Raw genomic sequence first — 13,180 nt, 5'->3', positions numbered from 1 at the left:
ATTATTGAGCTTGTTGAGCCAGGCGTTTCCCCTTCTCGATAGCCTCTTCAATGGTTCCGACATTTAAGAATGCTTGTTCGGGGACATCGTCTGTTTCTCCGTCCATAATCATATTGAAACCTCGGATGGTGTCTTCAATCGAAACGGTCACGCCTGGTACACCGGTAAATTGTTCGGCCACGGTAAAGGGTTGCGACAAGAAACGTTGTACGCGGCGGGCACGGTTTACGGTCTGGCGGTCTTCATCCGAAAGCTCTTCCATACCTAAGATGGAAATGATGTCTTGCAACTCTTGGTTGCGCTCGAGGATTTGTTTTACGCGTTGGGCGCATTGGTAATGCGCTTCGCCTACGACCAGCGGGTCGAGGATGCGGGAGGTCGAATCCAGCGGGTCGACAGCCGGATAGATGCCTAATTCCGCGATCTTACGGTTCAATACCGTCGTGGCGTCCAAGTGTGTAAAGGTCGTGGCTGGAGCCGGGTCGGTCAAGTCGTCGGCCGGCACGTAGACGGCTTGCACCGAGGTGATGGAGCCTTTCTTCGTCGAGGTAATACGCTCTTGCATGGCACCCATTTCCGTGGCCAACGTCGGTTGGTAACCTACGGCCGAAGGCATACGTCCCAACAAGGCAGATACCTCTGAGCCGGCTTGTGTGAAACGGAAGATGTTGTCGATGAAGAACAGGATATCTTTCGATTCTCCCTCTTTCGAAAGGTCGCGGAAGGATTCGGCAATCGTCAGTCCCGACAGCGCGACCGAGGCACGTGCTCCGGGAGGTTCGTTCATCTGCCCGAACACCAACGTTACTTGCGATTTCTCTACTTCGTTGTAATCTACTTTCGATAAATCCCATTCGCCTTTTTCCATGCTTTCCTTGAATGCGTCGCCATAACGGATGACGCCGGATTCAATCATTTCGCGCAGCAGGTCGTTTCCTTCACGCGTACGTTCGCCTACGCCGGCAAATACGGAGTATCCATGGTTCTTCTTGGCGATGTTGTTGATAAGCTCTTGAATCAACACGGTCTTACCTACGCCGGCGCCTCCGAACAATCCAATCTTTCCGCCTTTCAAGTAGGGCTCCAGCAGGTCTATCACTTTGATACCTGTATAAAGGATTTCCTTACTCGTGGTCAAGTCTTCGAACTTAGGCGGTTCGCGGTGGATAGGGAATGCACCCGCCCGATTCAATTCATGCATGCCGTCGATGGCATCGCCTGTTACATTTAATAAACGTCCCTTTACTTGGTCGCCCACCGGCATGGTAATCGGAGAACCTAGTGCGACGACTTCCATCCCTCTGCGTAATCCATCCGTCGAGTCCATAGCCACCGTGCGGACCGTATCTTCGCCAATGTGTTGTTGTACTTCCACAATTAGCTTCTTTCCATTCTGACGGGTTATTTCCATGGCGTCGTGGATGCGAGGGAGTACGACCTTTTCGTCGTCCGACTCGTGGTCGAAATGCACATCCACAACAGGACCGATAACCTGTAAGATATAACCTTTAATTTCTCCCATTGAATATAATCTTTTTAATTTTGCGCTGCAATATTACGAAAGATTGAGACACAATATTCGTTTGGGTTATTTTTTTTGTCTTTTTGTGCTCCGTTAAGGTTTCCTTTCGGTTTTATTTCTGACGAAAAAAACCAATTTATGTGTGATTCGTACCAATTTGTTAGATGAATACCCCGATTTTAACCTTCGGACACAGAAATGGATAACCCTTTTGTAACCTCTTGTATAGGCAATAGACGGCCAACTGTTTTGCTATGTTAAAGCTGTTTGAAGGCGAAAAACGGGGCAGGGGTAAATTGTTTTTTTGTCAGGAAGAAGACGCGCATAGGGCTTGTGAAAAGAAGCAACGCATCTTGCGTGTCAAAGCGCATCGAGAGGCAAGAGACAGCGTCTCTGGCTTGTTTCCGCTCGGGAAAGGGCAAGAGACGGCGTCTCCAGCTTGTTTCCATTCGGGAAAGGGCAAGAGACGGCGTCTCCGGCTTGTTTCCGTTCGGAAAGTGACAAGAGACGGCGTCTCCAGCTTGTTCCCCAACCGAAACGAAAAAATATTTCAATTATTTTTCTCTTTTTGTTGGATGTACAGAAAAATATGCCTAACTTCGCGTCAAACAAAAAAATAACGGTATGAATAAGAAACAAATCATAGAAATCCGGACAGCAGGAATGGATAATGGCGCCCATTACATGTATCACAGCAATACGCTGGCCAATGTGAAAAAGGATAGCCATATATCGACGAAGTGTACGAAGTTTATCACGCCTTACGAGGCCGCTATTGGTAATGAGGACGCGGTGCTGGTCATTTCCCAAAAGAGTCTGATTAGCGACCAAATTGCAGAAGCAGACAGGGTTCGCGACGAGGCTTACCGTAGTTACCGGAACACGGTGAAAGCCATGGTAAGTTTGCCTGTAGCGAATCTGGCTGAAGCCGCTAAAATATTGGCGCAGCATATTAAAGATTATCGCATTGACCCGAAAATGCAATTGGATAAGGAAACCGGTTTGTTGCGCAATTTTACGGCCGATTTGACGGGTAAATTCGCCGAGCAAGTAGCTACATTGAACCTGACTTCCGTAGTGGAAGAATTGGCAGAAGCCAATGAAAGGGTAAACACCTTGATTGTCGAACGGGATAAAGAAAATGCATCACGTCAAGTGGGTCTTACGAAACAAACCCGCGAAAAGGTAGACGAGGCTTATCGGGAATTAATCCAAGTAATTAATGCATACGTGCTGATTGAAGGGGAAGCAGATTATGCGGCTTTCATTGACAATCAAAATGCTATTATCCAACGCTACAAACAACAAGTGTTAGGCCAGACGTCGGGCAGTAAGACACCAGGCGAGGAAGACGAACCGACTCCCGAACCCGAAACGCCCGAAATCACCGCGGTCTACCAGAAGGAGGGAGGCGACCCGGAAAATCCGAACCGCATCGAACGGGGCGAGCAAACCGGCGTAAACTATAAAGGATTTACCCTGAAAGGTGCGGATGGTACGTTGGAACACGTTATCGGGCTTGTCAATGATCAGGATTACATCGAATGGATTAAAGCCGCGACCATCACCAACGTCACAGAGACCAGTTGCGAATTTACGATGGTCCCGGACTTGACAGAAGGACAATATAAAGTCCGCATCGAAACCTACGATGGCGGCAGTCCGCTGGTAGTGGAATATCCAGAACCCATCACGTTATGGTAATGAATAATTGACAATTGAGAATTGACAATTGATAATTAATATGCTCGTAGGGGCGGATTGTCCATTGTCAATTATCAATTGTCCATTGTTAATGGTTCATTGATAAAAATGGAAGATATACAAAGTTATTATCAGACAAAGTGTAAGGAGTGGGAACAGGAGATAGCCCAATTGAGTCATCAAATTTGGATAGTTGGAACCATACGATTGGTTCTGGTCGTCATGGCAGCCATAGGTGTATACCTGGGTTGGAATGCCGGATGGAAAGTATGGACGGGGATTCTCCTGCTATGTGCGATTCCTTTCATTTATTTGATGATGCGACACGATAAGCTGTTTTATAAACGAAGCTATACGGAGGTGAAACGCACGTTGGCCGAGCAGGAACTGCAAGGATTAGCGGGAGATTACAGTGCCTTCGACGGGGCAGACGAGGAGCGAAATGCAGACCATTCCTTTACGTTGGATTTGGATGTTTTCGGTCCGAAGTCGCTCTTCCAACTGGTGAATCGGACGGTCACTTACGAGGGACGAAAACAACTGGCCCGGTGGTTTAAAAAGCCTCTGGACGTGCCAGCTATCATTCAACAACGGCAAGAGGCTATACGGGAATTGGCAACCCGTCCCGACCTGTTTTTCCACTTCTATGCCTTGGGGCGGATGAAATCGGCCGCGATGGCAGACACATCCGGAATGAAACAGCTCGTACAGGAACCCTCGGCATTAGGCAGTTGTGCGTGGAAACTCTTCTTTTGGGTCGTGCCTGTGGGTTGGCTTTTGCTTATCGTCGGAAACGGGATGGGTTCTATTCCCGAAATATGGATAGGTCCCTATCTGATAGTCTCGCTTGTCATCGCCTATGCAAAAGCAGGAGAAGTGAACCGGCTCTATGCCTCCGTAGACAAGCTGGAACAATCCCTTGCCACCCATGCCGAACTACTAAAGTGCCTGGAAGAAACTCCTTTCCAAGCAGAATCCTTGCAACGGACGCAAGCCCAATGGAAGCGAAACGGACGGCAAGCTTCAGCCTCGTTGCGCACCCTTTCGCGGCACATTGGAGCCTTGAACCAACGGTTTAGTTTAGCCGGCGTCATTCTGAACGTCTTGTTTCTCCGGGATATGCGTCACGCCTTAGCCTTGGAGGCTTGGAAGACACGACATCGAGAGGATATCGGGCGATGGATGGAAGCCTTAGGCGAGATGGACGCCTTCTGCTCGGCCGGACATTTCGCGTTTACGCATCCCGATTACATTTATCCCACCTTTACCGAGACATATTTCCAGATGCGAGGCAAGTCCTTAGGACATCCCTTGTTGGACCGGAAAGTATGCGTGCGAAACGATGTGACGATTCCGCATCATCCCTGGTTTTTGATTATTACGGGAGCGAATATGGCAGGTAAGAGCACGTATCTGCGGACAATAGGCGTGAATTATCTCTTGGCATGCATGGGATTGCCCGTTTGCGCCCAGGAACTGACGCTCTATCCCGCCCATCTGGTGACAAGTCTACGCACGTCTGATTCGTTGACATCCAACGAGTCCTATTTCTTTGCCGAATTAAAACGATTAAAAATGATAATCGACCGCCTGCAGCAAGGCGAGAAGTTATTTATTATCTTAGACGAGATATTGAAAGGCACCAACTCACTGGATAAACAGAAAGGTTCGATGGCCCTGATGAAGCAGTTGGTTGCATACGAAACGTGCGGCATCATCGCTACACACGATTTGGTATTAGGAGAATTGGAGAAGGAATTTCCACAGCAAATCAAGAATTACTGCTTTGAAGCAGACATCCACGACGACGAACTCACTTTTTCGTATCGCTTGCGCGAAGGCATCGCCCAAAATATGAATGCCTGCTTCTTGATGCAAAAGATGGGAATTACCGTTTCCCGTACGTAGCCTTGATGGCAGGCAACTCCTTTTGGATGTCGGAGATGCGATGCGCGTCGCTGGGGTGCGTGCTCATGAATTCTGGCACCTTACCACCCGAACCGGCCGACATCTTCTGCCAAAAGCCAACCGCCACGTCCGGATTATAGCCTGCCATCGTCATTAATATCAATCCCATATAATCAGCTTCGCTCTCGTGCTTGCGCGAGAAGGGAAGCATCACGCCATATTGCGCGCCGATGCCATAGACCGAACTGGCTACCGTTTGTACAGCCGCGCTCTTGTTGGCGACGGCCGCTCCAAGTATTTGTGCGCCGTATTGAGCTACGATTTGTTGGCTCATACGCTCGTTGCTATGCTTGGCCACGGCGTGCGCTACTTCATGCCCCAAGACGACCGCCAGTTCATCGTCCGAATCTACCAAATCCATCAGTCCTTCATAGACGACAATCTTTCCGCCCGGCATACAGAAGGCATTTACTTGATTATCTTTAACCAGGTTAAATTCCCAAGCGAAGTTTTTGATTTCGTCGGCCATGCCATTGTTTCGCAAATATTGTTCGGTGGCAGCCGCGATCTTCTTCCCGACGCGCGTCACCATCGACGCATCTTTACCCGACGATGTTTTCTTAGCTGTCTTCATGTACTCCGAGTATTGCGTCAGGCTCGACGAAAGCACATCTTGGTCGCTGACCAAAAGCAATTGTTTTCTTCCCGTAAGGGGGACGCTGCTACATCCCGCAAGGATGAGGCAAGCGCACAAACATGCAATCCATTTTTCCATATTCATTCCATTTTTTAGTTATTTTTGTCTCGTAATAAATCCCGTATTTCCGTTAGAAGTTGAATATCGGCAGGAGGCGGTGGAGGAGTGGCTGGCTTGGCTTCCGTTTCCCGTTTTTTCGCCAACCGGTTGATGGCTTTAATCAAGAGGAAGATGGCAAAGGCAATGATGAGGAAATCAAACGTTGTCTGCAAAAAGTTGCCATAGTTTATGCTAACGGCAGGCGTGACAACTTGGTCGCCCTCCATAACCGCTTCTTTCAAGACGATTTTCAAATCTTTAAAGTTTACGCCTCCTACCAATAATCCGATACCAGGCATTATCAAATCGTTCACTATCGAGGATACGATTTTGCTAAATGCACCTCCGATAATAATACCTACTGCCATGTCTATTACATTGCCGCGCATGGCAAACTGTTTAAACTCTTGTATGAATTTTCTCATATTATTTCCAATTTTTGCGAAAGATACAACAAATGACGCACGATGGCAAGTTTTTGGACAAGAAAAAAGGGAGCACTCTTTTGGGATGTTGAAGAGTGTCCCTCGTTTTAATAAACGTGTTCAAGATATTAGGGTTGCAATGTAGATTATCGGGTTTAATATTTTTCGTCGCAATAATAGCGAATCATACGTTCGATAGCCCGCGAGCACGCTGGACAGAAAGGCGCATAGTCGCGCATCATACAATGGTCCATCGGACGATAGATGCCTTTCGCCATATATCCTCCCCCTTCAAATACGCCGCATTTGTCTTTATAGGTGCTATCATCAACAGGAGTAGGGATGGGAGTTCCTGTCGCAACAAGGTCTTTCCACTTCGTATCGAAATCGACCAAAGTTGTGATGTTTGGTTCCCAAGGCTCCCTCTTTAAGTTGTAAAAGTCATTATAGGCTACTTCTGAAGAGAAATATTCATCAGCTAGTCCAGCAAAGCTATGTCCGAACTCATGCGTAAAGACGACAGGTGTCCGTTCGTTATCTGCCGTCCCGCACGCATAGAAGTTATACATGCCACCTCCACCATACATATCCGTATTGATCAGAATAAAGAGCGCATCGTTGGGAACGTTCCAGACGGCATCGCGGATGGATTTCATGTCGCGTGTCGTCAGATAACGGTCGATACCAAACGTATAAAAACCGCTATTCAAAGCGGTGTTTTTGAAAATGCCTTTACCCGAAAGGTCGGTACCCGAATCTTCCGAGTCGACTCCTACGGCCCATACATTGAAATCCGCTTTATGTTCCGAGAAAGGAGCTGTATGGAAAAGCGCTTCCATGAATCGACGCGCATCACGGACGAACTTTTCCTGTTCATCCGCCCGATAGCCTTCGGCGAGGAAGACGAGGTCGACTTTTTGATTCGAATCCCCTTGGTAGGAAAGTTGGGTGATATGATTGTTTTTTAGTGCTCCACGGTCGATAAAGATACTTTCGGGCGAGATGTCCATTTTGAGTAACGGATAGAATTGCATGTCATCACGATTACGGGCAGAGAGTTCGAAGATGATGTCACGCTTGGGGAAAGGTACCGAGATACTGTTCGTCCACGATTGTGTTTCCGTGTGTGCTTCGTCGGTAGTCAGCCATTCTTCGAATAGCGTATTAAATCCTTTGGAATAAATGAGCTCGCCGCTTGTTTTATCATATATATGTACGTAATAGCCTCCGTAATGAAAGTGGTCTACGAGATTAACCAACGGACCGCCCCAGGTAGGTTCTTCGCGTAATTGCTCGATGGCGGCCCGTTGTCCTTCTGCATTCCCACTCAATGCGAAATCAATCCGTAGGCTCTTCTTTTCGAAGAAAGTATCAAAAAGAACTTGAGGAACTTGGGCTATTCCTGTCATATACAAGAAAGTAGCCGCAGCCATCAAGAGGTATTTTCGTATCATCTGCTTCTTTTTTTCCATTAAATCTGCTAAATTTTTGACAAATGTAAGGAAAAAAAGGAGAATCCCAAATCTTTTTGAGCGAAAGTTGAACGGAAAAGTTATTAGGGCGCTCTATTCCTTATACATATTATAAATGCTTTCGCTCATGATTTCATAAATCTGCTGCATGCGGGGATGCTGATGGAGCATGGCGAGGTGTTTGTGAATGATATTCGTATCAAACCGGATGGCAGGTCCTGTTTGTGCTTCGCGAGGCGGAAGCTGAGAGAGTTTGGCCGTGGTCTCTTGGATAAGTGGAAGCAAAAGGTCGAAAGGTAGTTGCTTTTCTTCCAAAAGATGGGCGGCAAGCGCATAGAGATGATTCGCGAAATTGCACGCAAAGACGGCCGATAGATGGAGCGTACGTCGTTGGTCGGAGTCGAGCGTACGCACTTGGTTGGATAGGAGGTTGGCGAAAGATTGCAATTCAGCCAGGTCCTCTTCTCGATGGCATTCGAGGAAAAGAGGCACTTCGCGTAAAGAAAGAGGTCGTTCTTTCGAGAAGGTTTGCAACGGGTAAAGGACGCCATATCGCTGGGTACGGGTAGCCAATATTTCCATCGGCATGCTACCAGAAGTATGAATCCAAAGACCATTGTTGGCAGGAATATGGTTGATAACGTCTTCGAGGGCAGCATCTTTGACGGAAAAGAGATACAGGTCGGCATCCGTACGCATCAGAGGCAGAGAGGAAATAGCTTCGCACGCGATAAGATTTGCCAACGCCTGGGCATGGCTTTCGTTGGGGCTATATACTTGTGTGACTTGGAAATGGGAAGCCACTTCCGGACGTTCGTAAATGTTGCGAGCCAATTGGGTGGCTACGTTGCCCGAACCGATGAGGACGATTGTTTTCATACTTCTGTATTTGTGGTGTCTGAAGGTAATTGATAATGACCCAAATGTACTTTTTCCCAAAGAAGTTGTTCTTCATCGAGGGGCGTATTCGGACGTGCTTTATAACCGAAACCTATGACGGAGAGCACTTCAAGTTGGTAAGGGATATGGAGCAACGAACGGACGTATTGCGCGGCATCTTGTCCGTCGGCATCTTGCCGGTTTCGGATTTGACACCAACAACTTCCCAACCCTAAATCTTCGGCTTGAAGTTGCATGTAAATAGCCGCGATAGACGCATCTTCAATCCATACGTCGCTTTCCATGACATTGGCCAACACAACTACGGCCAATGCGCATCCCGCCAGGAAGGTTGCTCCATGCGGTTTGCAATGAGACAGTTGGGATAACATCTCTTTGTCTTCGACGACCACGAATTGCCACGGATTCTTATGCTTCGACGAAGGAGCCATCAAGGCGGCTCTCAGAATCGAAGCCACTTGTTCAGGACTAAGAAGCTGCTCGGTAAACCGCCGGGTGCTTCTTCTATTTTGAATGAGCGATGCGAAATTTTTCATCTTTTTTCTTACTTTTGTGTTCGAATTAGTACGCAAAGATAAAATAAAAAAGCGTCGTGTGTATACGTTTCATCTATTCGGTACGTTAATAATAGGTATATGAAGGAATCGGAATATAGGCATAAACGCGTTCGATTCTCGTTATAATTAAATTTGATTATAGGCATAAACAATGAGATTAAGAAGCAAAGCGAACAACAGGAAGTTCCCTGTGATGATAATAGGTATGTGTTTGTCCTTTCTCCTTGCCTTTCCGTTGGCGGCGCAAAAGCGGGTGAAGGTGACAGGATACGTGCGAGATGCGGATGGTAATCCGTTGGAATTGGTGAATATTATGGTGAAGAATACGCTGAATGGCACTATGACGAACGAGAAGGGGTATTATTCGCTCAATGTAGCCACGGGCGATTCCGTTACTTTCCTCTATTCTTGCCTCGGATATAATAAGGCGGAACGCATTGTACCTGTCTTGCAAGCTGATATGCGTTTAAATGTGCAGATGAACTATACGGCTATTGATTTGGGCGAAATCTCTGTAACGGCTATCCGAAAACAAACGAATACGATGGAGACAATGCAAGCCGATCAAGTGCGCCTCCTACCAGACCCTGCGGGAGGAAGCATTGAAAGTTTGGTGGTTACGTTTGCAGGTGTCTCGTCGAACAACGAGTTGAGTTCGCAGTATTCCGTACGAGGAGGTAGTTATGATGAGAATATCGTTTATGTCAATGGCATCGAGGTGTTCCGTCCCTTGCTTATTCGTTCAGGACAACAGGAGGGATTGAGTTTTGTAAATCCTGACCTGACGGAAGAGGTGAAGTTCTCGGCGGGTGGGTTTGAAGCACGGTATGGTGATAAAATGAGTTCCGTATTGGATATAACCTATAAAAAACCAAAAGCATTCGAAGGGTCTGTGTCAGGGAGTTTGATGGGAGGTTCGGCTTATGTAGGGAGTTCGACAGGGAAATTCACGCAAGTAACCGGTTTTCGCTATAAAAGCGGAAGTTCATTGCTTGGTACAATGGATACAGAAGCCGAATATGATCCTCGTTTCATGGATTTGCAAACCTACATGACCTATGCTATTGCTCCTAAATGGGAGGCGTCTTTCTTAGGAAACTTCGCCATTAATAAATACCATTTCGTGCCACATAGCCGTGAGACGTCATCGGGAACTTTAGATAATGTGCAGAACTTCATGGTGTATTTCCCCAATAGCAATGAACGCGATAAATTCCAAACGCTTTTTGGAGCGATGACGCTTTCCTATAAACCGAAGGAGGACATGACGCTCGGCTTGCAAGCTTCTGCTTTCAATAGCCAGGAAGAGGAACGATATGATATTATGGGCGAATATTGGTTGAGTGATGGAAGCGATACCAATACGGGAACAGATGCGGGAAGTGATGCCATGTCGGTAGCCCGTTATCGAGAACATGCCCGTAATCGCCTGCACTCTACAATTATGAATGTGGGGCATTATGGAAGTGCGCGCCTCTGGAACAATACCCTGAAGTGGGGGGCACAAGTACAATTCGAACGTATTAATGACCGCATATCCGAGTGGGAAAAGCGTGATTCAGCAGGATATTCATTGCCGCATACAGGACAAGAGGTTAACTTATATTCGAATCTTTATTCGCAGAGTGAATTGGAAAGTACGCGTTTCTCTGCCTATTTGCAAGACGATTTCAAGTTCCGTATCGAGCAAGGATTGTTTAGCCTGACGGCTGGTGTGCGAGGAAGTTATTGGAGTTTCAATAAGGAGTTTATCTTTAGTCCGCGTGTGTCATTAGGGTTTATACCGAACTTCAACCAGGATTTGACCTTTCGCTTGGCTACAGGTTTGTATTACCAAGCTCCTTTTTATAAGGAATTGCGGCAAGTCGTAGAAGATGAAAACGGAAATAATACGATAAGGTTGAATACAGATTTAAAGTCTCAACGTTCTATACATGTCATCGCGGGTGGAGATTATACTTTCCGTATCGATGGACGAAACTTTAAATTGACTACTGAATTGTATTATAAGAAATTGGATAATCTGGTACCTTATACGATTGATAATGTAAAGGTACGTTATTATGGGGAGAATTGCGCAGAAGGATATGCGATGGGGCTTGATATGAAGTTCTTTGGCGAATTTGTCCCAGGAACAGATTCGTGGATAAGTGTTTCGTTGATGAAATCAGAACAAACGATTCGCGGAACTACGAAAGCACCTCTTCCCAATAGCCCAGGTTATAACCTTGGACTCTTCTTTCAAGATTATTTCCCGGGTTATAAACGTTTAAAGATGAACTTGAAAGGAGTCCTTTCGGGAGGATTACCTGTAACGGTGGCGAATCGCGGATATGAGGCGGGTTATTTCCGTATGCCTGCTTATAAACGCGTGGATATAGGCTTGTCTTATGAATTGTTGAATCCGAACGATGCCGTACGCGATCGTTCATTTTTGCGTTATTTCAAGAGTGCATGGTTAGGGTTTGATATCTTCAATCTATTTGATATGAAGAATGTTAATTCATATTATTGGATTAGTCGTCCGGATGGAGAACAATTTCCTATTCCGAATTATTTGACCGGTCGACAATTTAATGTCCGTTTAATAGTCGATTTTTAATGTACTTATTGTTGGGCATTTTCACACATTATATATATATTTGCACCGACTTTAAAAGAAATGAATATGGAGACACTAAATTGGTCTGAATTAGGATTCGGTTATTTGAAAACCGATTATAATGTCAGATGTTATTATCGAGATGGAAAATGGGGCGAATTGGAAGTTTGCTCTTCTGAGATACTGAACATCCACATGGCGGCCACCTGTTTGCATTACGGACAAGAGGCGTTTGAAGGCTTAAAGGCTTTCCGTGGGAAAGATGGCAAGGTGCGTGTTTTTCGCATGGATGAGAATGCGAAACGCTTGCAATCTTCCAGCCGGGGTATCAAAATGGCGGAGTTCCCTGTCGAAAAGTTTGAAGAGGCCGTTCGCAAAGTTGTGAAGTTGAACGAACGTTTTGTTCCTCCTTACGAGAGCGGGGCGTCGCTTTATATTCGTCCGCTACTTTTAGGCTTGGGGCAACAAGTAGGTGTAAAACCAGCTCCGGAGTATATGTTTGTGGTATTTGTTACCCCTGTAGGACCTTATTTTAAAGGAGGATTCCAACCTTCGAAGGTTTGTATCATGCGCGAATACGACCGTGCAGCTCCTTATGGAACCGGTACGATAAAGGTGGGTGGAAACTATGCGGCTAGTTTGGTAGCTGGTGAGATTGCTCATTCGAAAGGATATGCAGCCGTACTTTATCTTGACCCGAAAGAGAAAAAATATTTGGATGAATGTGGTCCGGCTAATTTCTTTGCCATCCGAGGTCAGAGTTATATTACGCCGAAGTCCCATTCGATTCTTCCTTCTATTACAAACAAAAGTTTGCAACAATTAGCGTCCGACATGGGACTTACGATAGAGTGCCGTCCGGTGCCGTTTGAAGAAGTCGCTACTTTCGAAGAAGCGGCAGAATGTGGTACGGCGGCTGTTATTGCTCCTATATCGCAAATTGACGATTTGGACGAGAATAAATCATACGTGATTGCAAAGGATGGAAAGCCGGGGCCGGTATGCGAGAAACTGTATACCAAATTGCGTGCCATCCAGTATGGCGATGAGCCCGATACGTATGGTTGGGTTACAATCATAGAATAGTTTTTACATTTAATGGCATAAGATTGGGGAATCCCTGCGCGTGATGCGTGGGGTTTCTTTTTATATGTAGACATAAAATAGGATTATAACTAATTTCCGGGCTCAGTAGAAATTTAATGGGGATAAATTTGTTAGTATGAAGAACAAACCTTTATTTTGCAGTATGGAAAACGATTATTTGAACATACTTGCCGGTATTGTACTCCCA

General features: G+C 46.2%; 10 protein-coding genes. 4 read left to right on the top strand and 6 right to left on the bottom strand.

Translation table 11 applies throughout. The features are described from left to right. Position 1 precedes the first annotated feature (1 nt). Entirely contained in the window at positions 2-1,522 is a 1,521-nt protein-coding gene (gene atpD, locus B5F77_RS10215) for a F0F1 ATP synthase subunit beta (RefSeq protein WP_087330423.1), read from the bottom strand. A 624-nt stretch (positions 1,523-2,146) separates the two neighbouring features. On the opposite strand from atpD, the gene B5F77_RS10205 reads away from it, so the two are divergent. After that, complete coding sequence (locus B5F77_RS10205) at positions 2,147-3,226, top strand: DUF6261 family protein (protein ID WP_087330419.1); 1,080 nt, start codon at positions 2,147-2,149, stop codon at positions 3,224-3,226. A gap of 108 nt (positions 3,227-3,334) precedes the next feature. Further along, entirely contained in the window at positions 3,335-5,134 is a 1,800-nt protein-coding gene (locus tag B5F77_RS10200) for a MutS family DNA mismatch repair protein (protein ID WP_087330417.1), read from the top strand. On the opposite strand, the gene B5F77_RS10195 is transcribed toward B5F77_RS10200, so the two are convergent. The 5 genes from B5F77_RS10195 to B5F77_RS10175 all read right to left on the bottom strand — a co-directional run bounded on the left by B5F77_RS10195 (position 5,115) and on the right by B5F77_RS10175 (position 9,263). Next, positions 5,115-5,909, bottom strand: a complete 795-nt coding sequence (locus B5F77_RS10195; protein WP_087330502.1) for a M48 family metallopeptidase — start codon at positions 5,907-5,909, stop codon at positions 5,115-5,117. The genes B5F77_RS10200 and B5F77_RS10195 overlap by 20 nt on opposite strands. Positions 5,910-5,923: 14 nt before the next feature. Beyond that, positions 5,924-6,355: a large-conductance mechanosensitive channel protein MscL gene (gene mscL, locus B5F77_RS10190; RefSeq protein WP_087330414.1), complete on the bottom strand. Its 432-nt coding sequence runs from the start codon at positions 6,353-6,355 to the stop codon at positions 5,924-5,926. Positions 6,356-6,510: 155 nt separating this feature from the next. Continuing rightward, positions 6,511-7,764: a M64 family metallopeptidase gene (locus B5F77_RS10185; protein WP_343225087.1), complete on the bottom strand. Its 1,254-nt coding sequence runs from the start codon at positions 7,762-7,764 to the stop codon at positions 6,511-6,513. 156 nt (positions 7,765-7,920) lie between these two features. Further along, the gene (locus B5F77_RS10180) at positions 7,921-8,706 is read right to left on the bottom strand and encodes a Rossmann-like and DUF2520 domain-containing protein (RefSeq protein ID WP_087330412.1); all 786 of its coding nucleotides are present in this window, start codon (positions 8,704-8,706) and stop codon (positions 7,921-7,923) included. Beyond that, positions 8,703-9,263 carry a nitroreductase family protein gene (locus B5F77_RS10175; RefSeq protein ID WP_087330410.1) on the bottom strand — a complete coding sequence of 187 codons (561 nt, stop codon included), beginning with the start codon at positions 9,261-9,263 and terminating at the stop codon, positions 8,703-8,705. The genes B5F77_RS10180 and B5F77_RS10175 overlap by 4 nt, the downstream gene beginning before the upstream one ends. A 226-nt stretch (positions 9,264-9,489) precedes the next feature. Here B5F77_RS10175 and B5F77_RS10170 point away from each other — a divergent pair, with 226 nt between their 5' ends. Both B5F77_RS10170 and B5F77_RS10165 read left to right on the top strand, forming a co-directional pair. Next, positions 9,490-11,886, top strand: a complete 2,397-nt coding sequence (locus B5F77_RS10170; RefSeq protein WP_239446243.1) for a TonB-dependent receptor — start codon at positions 9,490-9,492, stop codon at positions 11,884-11,886. A gap of 66 nt (positions 11,887-11,952) precedes the next feature. Next, a complete protein-coding gene (locus B5F77_RS10165; protein ID WP_087330498.1) occupies positions 11,953-12,972 on the top strand; it encodes a branched-chain amino acid aminotransferase in 1,020 nt (339 codons plus the stop codon). Positions 12,973-13,180: the final 208 nt, after the last annotated feature.

This window comes from Parabacteroides sp. An277, from assembly GCF_002159645.1.
Taxonomy (GTDB): Bacteria; Bacteroidota; Bacteroidia; order Bacteroidales; family Tannerellaceae; genus Parabacteroides.
Note: the sequence above shows the minus strand (reverse complement) of the source record. Positions and strands in the feature narration are given on the sequence as shown.